This is a genomic window from Leptospira kanakyensis (genome assembly GCF_004769235.1).
Lineage (GTDB): Bacteria > Spirochaetota > Leptospiria > Leptospirales > Leptospiraceae > Leptospira_A > Leptospira_A kanakyensis.
The window spans coordinates 454,305-469,461 of sequence record NZ_RQFG01000005.1 but is presented as its reverse complement, the minus strand read 5'-3'; the positions used below and the strand labels follow the sequence as shown (position 1 = coordinate 469,461).

10 protein-coding genes are annotated in these 15,157 nt (G+C 38.6%); 4 read left to right on the top strand and 6 right to left on the bottom strand.

Annotated features, from left to right (window positions below; all coding sequences use genetic code 11):
- Positions 1-13: 13 nt before the first annotated feature.
- From EHQ16_RS02725 to EHQ16_RS02700, 6 genes are all read right to left on the bottom strand, one after another.
- Positions 14-1,714: a hypothetical protein gene (locus EHQ16_RS02725; protein ID WP_135636589.1), complete on the bottom strand. Its 1,701-nt coding sequence runs from the start codon at positions 1,712-1,714 to the stop codon at positions 14-16.
- Entirely contained in the window at positions 1,701-4,520 is a 2,820-nt protein-coding gene (gene polA, locus EHQ16_RS02720; RefSeq protein ID WP_135636591.1) for a DNA polymerase I, read from the bottom strand. Before polA ends, EHQ16_RS02725 begins: the two co-directional genes overlap by 14 nt.
- Entirely contained in the window at positions 4,517-5,623 is a 1,107-nt protein-coding gene (locus EHQ16_RS02715; protein WP_135636593.1) for a glycosyltransferase, read from the bottom strand. The genes polA and EHQ16_RS02715 overlap by 4 nt, the downstream gene beginning before the upstream one ends.
- A gap of 1 nt (position 5,624) precedes the next feature.
- The gene (locus EHQ16_RS02710; protein WP_135637318.1) at positions 5,625-6,167 is read right to left on the bottom strand and encodes an ATP-binding protein; all 543 of its coding nucleotides are present in this window, start codon (positions 6,165-6,167) and stop codon (positions 5,625-5,627) included.
- Between the two features lie 159 nt (positions 6,168-6,326).
- Positions 6,327-7,877, bottom strand: coding sequence for a glutamate--tRNA ligase (gene gltX, locus EHQ16_RS02705; RefSeq protein ID WP_135636595.1), 1,551 nt, complete (start codon positions 7,875-7,877; stop codon positions 6,327-6,329).
- Positions 7,874-8,587 (bottom strand): hypothetical protein, encoded by a 714-nt coding sequence (locus EHQ16_RS02700; RefSeq protein ID WP_135636597.1) that lies wholly within the window; start codon positions 8,585-8,587, stop codon positions 7,874-7,876. Before EHQ16_RS02700 ends, gltX begins: the two co-directional genes overlap by 4 nt.
- A gap of 239 nt (positions 8,588-8,826) precedes the next feature.
- On the opposite strand from EHQ16_RS02700, the gene EHQ16_RS02695 reads away from it, so the two are divergent.
- The 4 genes from EHQ16_RS02695 (at position 8,827) to EHQ16_RS02680 (ending at position 15,140) form a co-directional block, all read left to right on the top strand.
- Complete coding sequence (locus tag EHQ16_RS02695) at positions 8,827-10,197, top strand: DNA gyrase subunit A (protein ID WP_135636599.1); 1,371 nt, start codon at positions 8,827-8,829, stop codon at positions 10,195-10,197.
- Between the two features lie 6 nt (positions 10,198-10,203).
- Positions 10,204-12,330, top strand: coding sequence for a toprim domain-containing protein (locus EHQ16_RS02690; RefSeq protein ID WP_135636601.1), 2,127 nt, complete (start codon positions 10,204-10,206; stop codon positions 12,328-12,330).
- A gap of 122 nt (positions 12,331-12,452) precedes the next feature.
- Positions 12,453-14,384 (top strand): serine hydrolase domain-containing protein, encoded by a 1,932-nt coding sequence (locus EHQ16_RS02685; protein ID WP_244241901.1) that lies wholly within the window; start codon positions 12,453-12,455, stop codon positions 14,382-14,384.
- Between the two features lie 96 nt (positions 14,385-14,480).
- Positions 14,481-15,140, top strand: coding sequence for a hypothetical protein (locus tag EHQ16_RS02680; protein WP_135636603.1), 660 nt, complete (start codon positions 14,481-14,483; stop codon positions 15,138-15,140).
- Positions 15,141-15,157 lie beyond the last annotated feature (17 nt).

Sequence of the window (15,157 nt, the reverse complement as noted above, 5' to 3'; positions counted from 1 at the left end):
GAAAGAAATTGTATTAGAATATTTTGCAATTTACCCAAGGTTTTCGGAAATACCAAACACTCCGAACAAAAGAATAAAAAATAGTAACATTTGGAATATCCTTTGTTGGTTGTATCGCAAGGTATCCATTATAGGAACAAGGCTCTAAACCTGGAATGGAGGTAACAAATCCAGGATGATACTTTTGATTGAAAATCAAAGTTTCTCCTTTGGGTAAATTATCAAACTCATATCGATCTGGTTTCCATGATTTAGGTTTGAATTCTTTTTTTGTAGAAAGAAGATATACTTCTCCTCTGTAATCCTTGTCAGTGATGGTTTGGTTTGTGAAATAGAAGGTTAAGTTTTCATATATATCGTTTGTCGAAAGGTTTGACTGGATGGCGGGTAACATCCTCGAATCAGAACCGTAATCAGGAACTGTGGGCACAGTGATTGGATAGACATTTGGGTTCTTAATGTCTATCTTTGGTAAAGGTAGAATAAAAATCTCAGATAAGTATTTTGTATTCATTAGTTTTGTATCTTGGGTATGGAAGAGGAAACAAAGGATAGTCAGAATTTCTAAACCTTTATGATACCTAGAGGGAATCCAGTCCCATAGATTTTGAAATCCCACCGCCAAACACCAAGTATATAAAAATACAACACTGAGGCTCCAACGAGGGTACACTCGTTCCCATGAATAAATGGGCAACTGTTCGAGGAGTGACGCAGGTGAATAGGGAGAAATTTTTCCCATCATCATCCACAAAACAAGTCCTAGTAAAAATAAAACCGGTAACATTCTTTTTTTTATGAAAAAAAGTAGAAGGAAAAGGTAGAGTGGGAATTGTCCTAAATAGTTTCCATATTCCCAATACCGATATTGCATTTGAGAAATGGACGTTGTGAGGTGAGGGTGTTGGGAAGATCCAAAAAAAATAAAATACAGGTCTTTATGGGTAAGTGAAAACGTGTCTGCTACAAAATGCCTTCCTACTTTGTGAATGAATTCATAAGTAGGAACCCACTTGAAGGAGAGGACAACTAATATAAATAAAGTTAAAATGGAAAGATTGATGAAACTTTGTTTTGGGGATTTGGAAATGTAAATTTCTCGGGGAACTAAAAAGAATAGAAGGAGGAGGATTTGTGTTAGCGGGTAAATGCTTCCTTCAGATAACAAAATATAGGTGATTATGGTAATTAAGATTCCAATTCCCCAATTTCTATTTTGAACAAAATATAAAATGTAAAACACGAGGGATGGTAAAAATAATCCCGGAATTTGGTTTAAATGACCCGCATATAATTTTTGAAATACAAATCCCGAAAATTGAAATAAAAATACAAAGAATAATGATGATAAGCTGGTGGACTTTGTATAAAGCCGAAAGGAATGAAAGTTTAGAAATCCAGAAAGGATAAAGTATACGAGAAAACTAATTTTGAGCGCATTCAGTGTAGGAAAAAAAAGAACAAGTAGATGCGTGATACTTCCCACCTTACTTGTTGGATTCTCCCAAACGGGAAACCCTGCTCCGTAATAAGGATTCCATAAAGGAATGGTTCCAAATTCTAAAAATGATTTTCTTAAAAATTCGACATGGAAACTATACATGTCCCAATCAAAACGACCATAGAGGTTGTCCGATTCGAATAGGACTTTTGCATTCCAGAGGTAGAGTGTAAAAAAAACTAAAACTAAGGCAAATGGCCTAATGTGCTTCATCCCAATCACCGCCAAACTTACCTTGGGCGACAATCGGAACTTTTAGTTTCATCGCAGATTCCATTTCTTCTTTTGCCATTTGGTAGAATTCTTTTTTTTCCTTCGGATTCACTTCGAAAACAAGTTCGTCATGGACTTGGAGAAGGAGTTTAGAATCAAAACCGTTCTTTTTGATTTTGTTATGGATTTGGATCATCGCAAGCTTTATCATATCGGCCGATGTTCCCTGGATGGGAGAGTTAATCGCAACACGTTTGGCCGCTTCACTTGCCATTTTGTGTTTGGAATGGATGTCTGGTAAGTAACGTCTGCGACCAAGAAGTGTTTCCACATATCCATGTTCTTTGCAGAACTCCACAATTTCTTCCATATAAGTTTGAACACCTTTGTAGGTGGCAAAATACTTTTCGATAAACTCTTTTGCTTCTTTCCGGCTAATTCTTAAATTATTTGAAAGACCAAAGGATGTGACTCCATATATTACTGAAAAGTTTACCACTTTTGCTTTGTTTCGCATATCTGGTGTTACCTGGTCTTCGGAAACTCCAAAGATCCCAGCGGCAGTTTTTCTGTGGATATCCGCTCCTGATTGATAAGCACTCATCATTTGCGGATCATTGGCAAAGTGGGCCATAATTCTAAGTTCAATTTGGCTATAGTCGAGAGAAAGAATCTCGTAACCTTTTTTTGCAATAAAACCCTTTCTAAGTAATCTCCCTTCCTCATCTTTGATGGGGATGTTTTGTAAGTTTGGATTTGTGGAAGATAACCTTCCCGTAGCCGCAATAGTTTGGTTATAACTTGTATGGATTCGTCCCGTTTTGGGATTGATGAGTGTTGGTAGAGTGTCTGTATAAGTGGATTTTAGTTTTGAGAATTTACGAAGTCCAAGTAAATCATCGATGATGGGATGGGTTCCTTGGAGAGATTCTAGAACCGAATGGTCGGTAGAATATCCTGTTTGTGTTTTTTTCTCAGCAGGTAATCTTAAATCTTCGAATAAAACGGTTTGGAGTTCTTTCGTTGAGTTAACGTTAAATGGTCTTCCTGCGTAGAAGTGAATGTTTTTTTCGTGTTCTTTGATTTTTGTTTCAAAGATTTTGGAAAGTGATTCAAAATATCCTTTTTCTACTGCAATCCCTTCAAATTCCATATCAGCCAAAGTATGTAACACTGGCATTTCAATTTCATATAAAAGTTTTTTGTGAATTCCTTCTTCCATTTTTGGTGAGAGAACATTATGAAGTTGAAGGGTAATGTCTGCATCTTCGCAGGCATATTCGGAAACTTTTTCTGGATCAATATCGTATAAGTTTTGTTTTTTCTTTCCCGTTCCAACTAATTCATCGTAAGTGATGGTTTTGTAATCCAAATAGTCAACAGCCATATCATCCATATTGTGGCGGCGTTCCCCTGGATTCAAAAGGTAAGAGGCTAACATCGTATCAAAATGAATTCCCGCTAACTCTACACCATAATTACGAAGCACTAAAAGATCGTATTTGATGTTTTGTCCCACTTTTTTCCATTTGGGATCGGTAAACATTGGTTTTAAAACAGAAAGGCTTTCTTCGGGAGAAGGGAGTAGATGGCTATAGATGGACTCTGGGTGAGAGAAAGCTATATAGTAAGCGACTCCAGGTTCCTGAGAAAAGGAAACCCCAAGTAACTCAGCAAGCATTGGATCTTGAGAAGTGGTTTCTGTATCGACACAAATTATTTTTTTAGGATCGAGTTTTGAGACAATTTTTTTCAATTCATCCAAGGTTTGGATTCGTTTGTAATTCTTTTTTGTTACCGCAGAACCTTTGTTTGATTTTTTGTCAGTTTCTTCGTTTGCTTCATCTTCTTTAGATTGTTTTCCTTTTTTGCCAGTGGATGGTTCGGCAGTTTTATCTTTAGAATCTCCATCACTTGCGATCGGAATCCCAGCTTGTTTGGCAAGATCACGGTGGAGGACATTGTATCCTTCATCTTTGAAGTATTGTACTTTTGCCGGATCATAATAATTTGGAATTTTTAGATCTGTTTTTTTTATATCGAGTTTGAGGTTGGTGACAATGGTCGCCAGTTTCCGAGATAAAAAGGCATTCTCTTTTTCAGCAGCCAACTTATCAATGAGTGATTTGTTTTTGATTTTATCTAGTTTTTTATAAATGGTTTCCAAATCTCCAAACTCTTGGATGAGTTTGGCGGCTCCCTTTTCTCCAATCCCTTTGACTCCGGGAATGTTGTCAGAGGCATCACCTAACAGACCCATATAATCGGTGACTTGTTCTTTGGTGATTCCAATATTTGTTTTGACCCATTTAGGATCTATTTTTTCAAATTCGGAAACACCACGTTTCCCACGTAACATGTGTATGTTTTTGTCGAGGACTTGGTATAAGTCTTTATCACTGGAAAGTATGACGATTTCTTCAAAATCTTTTCCGAATTTTTTACATAATGATCCTATGATATCGTCAGCTTCGATTCCATCTATTTTATACATAGGGAACTCTAAAGCCTTTAACATTTCATAGATTTTATGAATCTGAGGTTTTAAATCCTCTGGCATTGGTTTTCTATGTGCTTTGTAATCCTCATACAAATCGTTTCTTTCAAGTCTTGTGCCCGGATCAAAGGTAAAAGCAATATGGGTTACTTTTTCATCTTGTAGGAGTTTGAATAACATCCGCCAAAATCCAAAAATGGCGCCGCTTGGTAGTCCTGTTTTGGAATTGGTAAGGTTAGAAGCGGCAAATGCAAAATAAGCCCGGAAAGCCAAAGCATGGCCGTCAATGATGAGTAATCTTCCGCTCATGTTCCTTCTCCGTACAAAGAATCTCCTAAAAAGGAATAATAGATTAGTTTTGTTTTTTCAACCGTTTTGGTAACAGAAAATCGTTTTACCGAAGTTTTGTTGAAGGTTCCGAACTTGGTTCTTAATTCTTCGGTTCCAACAAGTTTGTCCAAACCTTGGGCGATACTTTCTGAATCTCCCACCGAACAAACGTAAGCTCCTTCGTTGTGATCCAACATTTCACCAATCCCTCCGCCATTCGTGGCAACGATAGGAAGGCCTGATGCCATCGCATCCAAAACAGAAGTTCCAAGGCCTTCTTCTTTGGAAGTGAGCGTAAAAATATCAAATAAAGAAAGAAGAGCAGGGATGTCCTTACGATAACCTGTGAAAATGACTTTGTCTTTGATTCCTAATTGTTCTGCTTGGTTTTTGAGTTTGTTCTCTAACTTCCCATCACCAACAATCATCAGCCGAAAGTCAACGTTTGTTCTCATCTTTGCTACGGCATTCAGTAAAGTCTCTTGGTCTTTGTGATCGACAAGGGCGGCCACATTTCCAATCACAATACATTTTTTGGGAATATGAAATTCTTCTCTTAAGTATTCGTGAGGGGCAGATTTAGAAAAACGTTTTAAATCAATCCCCGAATACACTGTAATGATTCTTTCTGGAACAATTTTACTTGAAATCATTACTTCTTTGATTTTTTGAGACACTGGCAGGTAATAATCGTTAGCCGGATGTTGGTATTTCCATCTAGAGAAAAAACTTGATTTTGGTTTGAAGTCAACTCTACGAGAAACAATCAAAGGAATGTTTAAGTGGTTTCGTTTGGCAAGTAAAGCGAGTGTATGCGCATGAGCGGTATGTGTATGAATGAGTTTTACATTTTTAGAAATACAGAGAGATCGAATATTCTTATATGCTTTTCTATCCCACTCGCCACGCATGTCAATGGGAACAAATTCATAACCATTCTCTTTACATTTTGTTTCTAAAGGGGAATTCGGTTGGCCTACAACCATTTGTGGGATTTTAAAATTGGCCAGTCCTTGGACTAAATAATAAAGCTGCTGTTCTCCACCACGCCATTCGCGGGAAGTGTTGATATGAAGGATCAAATTATAAGTGTTTGGAACGGTCGTATTCGAGAGCGATGATGGAACCCATAACTTTGAACCCCGCCGGTGCTTCGTCTACCATTCCTTCTCCGTGAAACATTACTTTAACGGAGTCCATCATGGCATTGATAATTTTCAATCCTTTTCCCATGTTCTTATGTTTTTGGCCTGAACCATTATAAGGAAGGGTATCCGGTTTTTTACTTTGGTGGTTTTTGATGTGATCAAGGAAGGTGCTAAAACATTGGGATTGGTTGGAACGAAGGAGTTCTTTGTCTGTGTCGGGAAGGGAACCTTCCTCTGAGAGTCCTGATCCATAATCCAAAATATACAATGTGAATTTGGAGGAATCAATCCTCCAACGACAGATAATGGTTTCATCACAATGGCAGGAAACATTTGCTGCGACTGCATTGGTCAGGGCTTCATCAGCAGCCAATTCAATGTGCATGATATTGTCTGCACTAAACCCGTTCCCTTCCAAGGTGCCTTTTAGCTCTTTTCTGAAATGTTTGACAGAGGACATATCAGGGGGTAGGAACATCGCATACGACCCAGGTGAGGGACATAACAAATACGGTAAAACTTCAGATGGTGCTGTCAACTGCCGCTATCTCCCCCTCTCTCTATCATATTACACGATGGAGAGGGAGAAAAAAAGTCAAAAATCCCTGATTGGGGACTGTGGTTCAGAAAAAATTTCCTAAATCGCGATGTTTAGCGACTTTGCCAGCTGTTCCATCCTGTGGATGAGCTTTTCTTGGCCAAGAAGGCTAAAGAGGATGGGAAGTTCGAGGCCATGGGATTTTCCCGTAGTGATGGCTCGGATCGGCATAAAGAGCGTCCTTCCTTTTTCCCCCGTAGTTTCTCCTGCCTTGGTCATGGCTTCTTTGTATTCATCCGGGTTTGATAACGGTTTTGCTTTGACCGCTTGGTAAAAAGCAGAGACTACCGCTTTACCGTTCCCATCCAAAACAAGTTGTTTGGCTTCCTCGTTTTCAAATTGAAGATTTTCTAAAAAGAATTCTTCGATGTAGGGCGGAGCTTGGATGAGGCGATCCAAATACACACGCACTGAATCTAAAATGGAGAGGAGTTGTGGGTTTGTTCCCGACTTATAAGTTTCTGGGATTTGGCAGTCCTTTAAGAAAGGTTCGAGTTCCTTCCCTAAGGTTTCAATTTTTACATCGCGGATGTATTTGTTCGACATCCAGTTGAGTTTTGATTTTGGGTTTAAATATTCTGCAAGTCCAAGTAAAGATAACTTATTAAAATCAACAGTTTCCTTTTCTTCTTCTTTTAGTTTTTTAAATACATCAAAGGTAGCAGGGGATTTAGAGCAGCGTTCCACATCAAAGACGGAACAAAGTTCTTCATCGCTCATGTATTCTTTTCCATCGGGAGAAGTCCATCCGAGAAGTGCCATGTAGTTACGCATGGTATCACTCGAATATCCTAAGTCACGGAAAGCAAGGACGGATGTCGCACCCGCGCGTTTGGAAAGTTTTTTTCCATCGGTTCCTACGATTTCACTGGCATGAGCAAACCTTGGGAGTGGAAATCCAAAGGCTTCAAAAATTAAAATTTGGCGAGGAGTGTTAGAAAGGTGTCCTACTCCACGAATCACATGTGTGATTTTCATTAGCGCATCATCGATCACCACAGCATAGTTATACGAAGGAAATCCATCAGACTTCACAATGATAAAGTCACCAATGAGTTTGGATTCAAACTTTACTTTTCCTTGGATCATATCATCTACGATGACAATTTTATGAGGAGTTTTGAATCTTACAGTAAAGGGAATTTTTTTCTCAATTTGGGAATTGATTTCTGCATCAGTAAGGTCTGAACATTTTCCATCATAGATGTAAGGAATTCCCATGGCATCGGCTTGTTTTTTTTTGCCTTCCAATTCTTCTGCAGAACAAAAACAACGATAAGCTTTTTTTTCGGAAATCAGTTTGTCAGTGTATTCTTTATAAATATGAATTCTTTCGGACTGAGTGTACGGGCCGTTCGGGCCACCAACTCCCGGGCCTTCATCACATTCCATCCCGAGCCACTTTAAAGATTCTAAAATGATTTTGAAAGATGCTTCTGTAGAACGGTCCTGGTCCGTATCTTCGATCCGAAGTAAAAATTTTCCCTTTTTGGCCTTAGCATATAAATAATTAAATAAAGCTGTTCTTGCTCCACCTACATGGAGAAATCCAGATGGGGATGGGGCAAAACGAGTGCGAACTTCTGTCATTTCATTTCCTCTTTGAGTAAAAAGTCTCCGATCCGCTTGTAACCAAAAGGTTCTTTTGTTTTGGTAGTGAGCCCATTGGTATAAGGCGGAACAAAGAAAATTTGTGTATCATTTTCTTTATAGATAAGTTTGAAAAATAGTTTGTCGGTTTCTGTTACGTTCAATTCATAACGAAGTTGTAAGTAATCGTAATAATTAGATACATGTTCCGATTTGATGGTATTGTTTTCTTGTTTGGTAAATACTGTTGAGTTTGGAAAAAATTCAATACTTCCCAAACTATGTGACCAACGGCTATCCCCACCAAGTTTGGAACGAGTTCCTTCCTCGATAAGTGTTCCTGTGTCACCACCTAATTCAAATATATCGAACTCTTCTATTTCTGTTTTATTTGCTTCTACATTCAATTTATTTTCTAGTAGTGTCTGAAGTGTAGAACCTTTTGATTCTGAAAAATATGATTCTGTATAAATAAAGAAAATTCGTTTTTCTGTTTCTTCTTTTTTAAACTTTCCGATCTTTTTGTTCCAAATGATTTTATAAGATTCAAATGGTTCGTTTCCAAATTCTGCTTTTACTTTTGATAAAAAATTACCTTCGTAAGCAAGAAAACTGAGTTCAATTTTCTCTGCATATCCTGTGGATTTTCCCGGTTCCCATTCAATGAATCGGAAGTGAGAAGACCCTTCTTTGAAAAATAATTGGCTCATTTTTCTAGGAGATTTTAGGTAAAGGACAGAAGCGGGAATTTCTGAAATTGGCTCTCGGATGATGAGTGATTTCAGGTTCTGGCAGTTGGATCCAGAAAAAAAAATCAAGATACAAAAAAGCCAATAGAATCGGGAGTATTCTTGAGTTTCCGGGGACATAGACAGGTGCGTATCGCCAGTCTAAAAAGGGAAAACCGCTTGACAAGTCAATTCACCCCATCCCTGTGTCATTGGAACCCATGAAGAACGAAGAACAGTATCCAAAACGCCCCTTTGAAGACCAAGTGAATGATGACCAAAGGAAATACTCTCGCTATGTATGCGATTCAAGAGCCATTCCGCAAGAAATTGATGGTCTAAAGCCTGTTCAACGAAGGATTTTATGGGCGATGTGGAACTCAGATGCCCGTAACCGACACACCAAAACGGTAAAAGTTGCCGGTCTTGCTATGGGATACCATCCGCATGGAGATCGTTCGATCCAAGATGCGCTCTCACAAATGGCACAAGACTTTGCTTTTGCCAACAACTATCCCTTGGTAAATGGAGAAGGAACTTTCGGAGACGTTTTAGACCCGAATGCAATTGCTTCTCCTCGTTATACGGAAGTCAAACTTTCTGACTTTGCCAAGGATTTGGGTTTTTTCGAAAGTTTGCCCGACATCGATTATGTCAAAAACTACGATGAAACGGAAGATGAACCCATCCATTTCGTAGGAAAAGTTCCAGTTGTACTCTTAAATAACATCCAAGGAATTGCAACGGGTTTCCGTTGTTTCATTCCAGCTCATAAACTCAGCGACATCATTGAATCTCAGGTAACTTATTTAAAAACAGGGAAACCTAAAAAGGTCACCCCATGGTACAAAGGGTACGGTGGGGAAGTGAAGTTGTCCAAAAATGACAATGGTAGCACTGTGATGTCCACTACCTTCGGATTCAAAAAAGAAGACGGAAAGTTGTTCCTCGTTGACGCGCCGATGAACTGGAACCGAGAAAAGGTAGTAAACTATTTAGATGATTTGATTGAGAAAAAAGACAATTGGTTAAAGGACTATGTAGATCATTCCAGCCAAACGTTTAAAATTGAACTTGTTGCGAAAAAAGGGGAAGAACCTTCTGAAAAGGAAATCAAAGAACTTTTTTCCAAAGAAAACAACGAAGTCCTAACCATCAACGTCATCACTCATGAAGGTAAACTTCGTAACTTCACTCCTGAAGAAATCATCAAACGATTCTGTGATTTTAGAAAAACACATCTCATCCGCCGTTTCAAACGTTTGGCGGGACTCGAAAAAGAAAAAATCGATCGTAACTCCGAACTCATTCGATTCATCAAAGAAAAATGGAATGAGAAAGTAACAGGGATTAAATCTAAGAAAGAATTTGAAGACAAATTGAAAGCAGCCAAGTTCGTTTATTTCGAATGGTTGAGTTCAATTCCTGTCTATAGAATGACTTTGGAAGAAGTTCGCAAATGTGAAGATGCCATTGTAGAAGCAAAAACAAAATACACCGAGTATACGGCATTACAAAAAGACGACAAAAAACTCACCGGTTTTATGACCGATGAACTTGATGAACTGAAGAAAAAATGGGATCCGAAATAAAGTATTATGGCTCAAAAAACTGAAAAAACCTCAGGAAATTCGCGAAATTTTAAGAAATTATCTCACGTAGAACACGTGCGGATGAGGACAGGGATGTGGCTTGGCCAAAACTCATTGTCCACTTTCGAACAACATTTTTTTACTAAGGACAGTGCGGGAACGTACGAAGTGTCACATGAAGAACTATCTGACATTCCTGCTAAAATCAAATGTTTAGATGAAGCTTGTATGAACTGTGTGGATGAGTATCGTAAAAACTTAAACGACAAATCCATTCCAGAAAAAGACAAGATGAACAAACTCATTGTACAGTTGTCTACAGATCGTAAACGAGTTACCATCCAAGACAATGGTCGTGGGATTCCTGCGGACAATGCAGAAGGTGTTTACCTCCACTTGATGTATGGAGAAAACTTTGATGATATTGCAAAAGAAGATCATGTTGCTGGACAAAACGGTGTGGGGATCTCTCTTGTAAGAATGGTTTCTTCTTTTTTTAAAGTGAAAACCATCAATGGTGGAAAAGCTTATAAGAAGATGTTTAGCATTCATGATGATGCTAAAAAAGTCATTCGTAGTTTCAAACTTCCTAAAGAAGATATGGAAAGAGTGTTTTTATATTTTGATGAACACGGAACTTTTGCAGACTGTCCTCTTCTTTCCGCAGACCAAATCAAACAACTGAAAGCTCCTTGTGACAAAACAGGGATGACTGCTGTGATTGAAACTGCTAAAAAAGAAGACCACGGAACCACTGTTGAGTTTGAATTAAACCCTGCTTATTTTAACAACCTGGACACTACTTTTAACATTAATTTGGTGAAACAGTATCTCCAAGACATCGCCATGTCGAATCCAGGTTTGGAAGTTGTATTCATCCACAAAACGGGAAAGGAAAAATACAAATTCAAAAAGGGTTTTGATGAAATCTTTAGTAACTCCGAGATGGTTTACTATAAATTAGATTATGCGGATAAAACATCTGCGTCTCAAATCCACATGGAAACCTATGTGGTTTTGGGCCAAAACAAAAACCTAACTTGGGTGAACTCGATTTTTTGCCCTCAAGGTGGATCGGCCATTGAGTATTTGGAAAACAGACTTTGTGATGAGGTTCGTAAAAAATCTCAGATTGTCAGTTTAGAAAAGAAACTCAACACACAATGTACACGTAATGACGTCAGAAGTTGTTTCCACATGTATGTGAACCTTCGGATCCTCAATCCACGTTTTAAATCCCAAGATAAGTCTTACCTCATCAATGATTTGAATGAGGACATTCGAAAGTCTGTGGATAAACACCTCGACAAACTTTTGAAGAAAACTGGCCTCATCGAAGAAATTAAGATGGTGATGGAACGTAGAACCCAGTTAAAACAGCTCGAGGACGCGCAGAAAGGCCTCCGCAAGGCGTCTCGGAACAATATCCCTAAGTTGATGCCTCCGACGGGCAAACCAAACGATCCAGGCCGAATTCTTTTTGTGGCGGAAGGGGACTCTGCGATTGCGGGTTTACGCCCTGCAAGAAATCCTAAGTTACATGGACTTTTCCCTCTGCGTGGAAAACCGCTTAACTGTAAGGGGATGTCTCTTGCCAAAGCCATGCAAAATGAAGAGATGAAAAACATCGTTGCCATCGTGGGCCTTCCACTCGACCAAAAGGTGAAGTCCATTGATGAACTTCATTACGATCGCATCAGTATCATCACAGATGCGGATTTTGATGGTTATGCCATTCGTTCTCTCATGTTGTCTTTTTTCTATGAGTATTGGCCGGAACTTTTTGATTTAGGTTTTATCAATATCTCTGCGGCACCACTTTATGAAGTGGATGTAAAGTGGAAGGATGCAAAAAAAGAAACTGTATTCTGTATTGATGATTCCGACTATGATAAGTTAGTTGCTCGTGTGAACAAACAAGGTGCCGAAATCACTCGTAAAAAACGAAACAAGGGACTTGGGGAAACAGGGAAAGAGGCTATGAAGTATGCTGTCGATCATTGTATGACCACCATCACTGTGGGAAACAAAAAGACTGCTAAAAATACGCAAGACCTTTGGTTTCACAAAGACTATGCGGACAAACGCCGCGAAGCCATTTCTGAATACTCAATGAGTGCGATCCAAGACTAAAATAGTTCTAAAATCCATTCAGTGTTAGATGTTAGAATGTCACTGATTCTTTTTTGAATAGCGATCACTCCTCATTCCGTAGGTTTGAGGGGTTTCTCGTTTTATGGGCTTGCGGTGGATTCATGATTTTATTTTTTAAAGGAATGAAATCTCGGTCTCCTAAAAAAACAAAGTCTCGACTTGATTCCAAAAAATCACCATCTAAAACCCAAACCAAGGTAAAGAAAGATCCTCTCCTTCCTATCCGACCTTTACCTATACTTTTTCCTCTCCCACCATTCTCCAATCGCAAACGAATTTCTTTTTTCCTTTTTTTTAACATTTTATTTTTCTTCCAATGTTCTTCTTTGCAAGAGAAACCGAAGGAGGTTTATCACAACAACGTTGTTACTACAGAGACAGAGATTTTATCCAAAATAGACGGACTACAAAATTCAGGAATCCAATCCTTGGCATACATGTATATGTTAGGTGATGGGGTGGTTCATGCCGGAAACCATGGGGGAGATGAAAAAATACAAGTTCCAAGATTTAAAGTTGGAAGTATCACCAAACTATTTACTGGGATTGCTCTTTTACAATTACAAGACAAGGGCAAACTGAAACTAGATGACGAGGTTTCTAAGTATTTACCCGAAATCAAAAAGATGCAAAGTCGGGGAAAAAATTTTCCTGAGATCACCCTTCGTGACATCCTCACCCACCAATCGGGACTTCCCTCTGATTTAGCCTCCGGTTTTTTTCTTTCCCCCGAAGCAAATGACAATGAGATCTTGGAATCCTTTCATTCCCTTCCGAAACATCTCACCGATATGGAAAGAAATGAACCTGGTAAAACCCATTCTTATTCCAATTTTGGATTTGGACTTCTTGGAGTTGTGATCGAACGAGTGTCAGGTCTTGGGATCGAAGAATATTTCCAAAAAGAAATTTTTAAAAAAGCAGGAATGAAACATTCCACCTTACTTGAGTTTCATGAAGGATCAGATCTTGTTCCTGGTTACTATGGTTTTTTTTGGAAAACAAAAACAAAACCTCAGAAAATTCGAGATTTAACTGCGGGTTCTCTTTCTTCCACCGGGGAAGATATGGGCCTTTTTATGAAAGCTTTGTTTCAAAGTAAAAAAGGGAAAGGTTTACTCTCTAAAGAGAGTTTTGCGGAATTCCATCGCATCCAAAAAGGCCCAAGTTCCAATTTTCAAATGAAACTTGGGCTTCCGGTTTTACTCCAAGAAAAGATCGGAGGTGGGAAAACAGTTTGGATTTCGGGACATTCCGGATCCCTTCCACCTTACTTTGCTGATTTGGTTTATGATCCAGAAACAGAAATTGTCAGTTTCCTCGCAGGGAATACCACTGGTTTTGCCACGGCAGAAATCCAACCAACAAACAACGAAATTCTGAACACTGTATTTGAATATAAATCAGGAAATTCTTTGGAACCACTCCCGCTTCCAGAAAGAAAAGAACAAAATCGATTGGATGGATACTTTGGGCTTTATGTTTCTCCTTTTGGAATCCATGAGTTGAAGGAAGGAAATCCTCCCAAACTAGAAATCATGGGATTCGATTTTGATTTGGTGGAAAAGGAAAATCGATTTGGGGTCAATTTATCTCTGTTTTTCGGCTTAATTCCCATAAGAGACAAAAAGTTGGAATCCTTACGTCTGGAATTTGAAAATTGGGATCAGGATAAAATCTTTAATTTATACTCTCCTAATATGGTAAAAGGAAGTCTCGGGTTTGCCCATAAGTTCCAACCTAACCAAAATCTACCGGAAGAGTCTTATTTTACCCGTTATTCGACCAAAGATCCCCATTCTTTGATTCCTCAGTTGGGATTAGAGAAGGACAAACGTGGTTTTCTTTTGCTTTCCATCAACTATTCGCTTGGTGGCTTAAGTTATTCCACCACCTTACCTTGCCAGATGGAATCTGCTACAAACCTTCGGATTTTGGGATACGGTCGAAACCTGGGAGAAAGGGTGGAAATTAAAAAATTCGCAGGAAAACCTGTTTTGGTCTATTCGGGAATTGAGTTTATCGGGGATTAGCGGTTAGACGATTTTTTTTCTTAATTTCTAATTGAAAGTGATTGATTCCGTACAATTCTACCTCAGTTTTAGGTAAATTTTCATTTGAGGTCAGACATGAATTTTAAAAAGTCTTTGGCATTAGCAAGCATTTGTTTGTTAATTTTAAACTGTAGTCATTCGCTTAGGATCACCAATGGGGAAGAGTTAAATGTTAGCTCTAGTTTCCCACTTCAAAACCAACTCAGAATTGGTTTATCCTCTCCGCAAATGGATGACTACGCAACTAAAAAGTACATTGAATCCGTTGCGGATGCACTTTCTCGTAATAGTAGCGTATCAAGAGTAGTTTATCCTTACAAAGCAAGCCTTCACGCAAGCCAAGTTGATGTGGTAATCGATCTTTCTGTAACAACAAAATACGATGGAAAATGGTCAAATTTTTTCATTAACTGGCCAGGTTTCTTAATTTGGGCTCCGGCAGTATGGGGTTACGGATACAAAGCAGACATTGAAACAAAAGGAAATATTTCTTTTACAAAAAAGAAAGCAAATGACTCGTTCACACTTCCTTTAGTGGTTCACTTCCGCCAAGCAGAAATCGACAGAACTTGGACTGAAATCAGCTGGTTTGAAATTACTGCTATCGCATTCGTTGGTGGTTTTTATATGACTACTTACGATGATGATTTAACTCCTGAATTCATTACAAAGTTTACTCCACAATATTCTCAACTTGTTGTGAACAGAATTCTTAAATCTTTAGAGTCAAATTAATTCTGAAATATCATTCA

What these genes read in the sequence shown, in the direction of transcription:
- EHQ16_RS02725 (WP_135636589.1), bottom strand. Translation starts at nt 1,714, where the DNA reads ATGAAGCACATTAGGCCATTTGCCTTAGTTTTAGTTTTTTTTACACTC.
- polA (WP_135636591.1), bottom strand. Translation starts at nt 4,520, where the DNA reads ATGAGCGGAAGATTACTCATCATTGACGGCCATGCTTTGGCTTTCCGG.
- EHQ16_RS02710 (WP_135637318.1), bottom strand. Translation starts at nt 6,167, where the DNA reads ATGTTCCTACCCCCTGATATGTCCTCTGTCAAACATTTCAGAAAAGAG.
- gltX (WP_135636595.1), bottom strand. Translation starts at nt 7,877, where the DNA reads ATGACAGAAGTTCGCACTCGTTTTGCCCCATCCCCATCTGGATTTCTC.
- EHQ16_RS02700 (WP_135636597.1), bottom strand. Translation starts at nt 8,587, where the DNA reads ATGAGCCAATTATTTTTCAAAGAAGGGTCTTCTCACTTCCGATTCATT.
- EHQ16_RS02695 (WP_135636599.1), top strand. Translation starts at nt 8,827, where the DNA reads ATGAAGAACGAAGAACAGTATCCAAAACGCCCCTTTGAAGACCAAGTG.
- EHQ16_RS02690 (WP_135636601.1), top strand. Translation starts at nt 10,204, where the DNA reads ATGGCTCAAAAAACTGAAAAAACCTCAGGAAATTCGCGAAATTTTAAG.
- EHQ16_RS02685 (WP_244241901.1), top strand. Translation starts at nt 12,453, where the DNA reads ATGATTTTATTTTTTAAAGGAATGAAATCTCGGTCTCCTAAAAAAACA.
- EHQ16_RS02680 (WP_135636603.1), top strand. Translation starts at nt 14,481, where the DNA reads ATGAATTTTAAAAAGTCTTTGGCATTAGCAAGCATTTGTTTGTTAATT.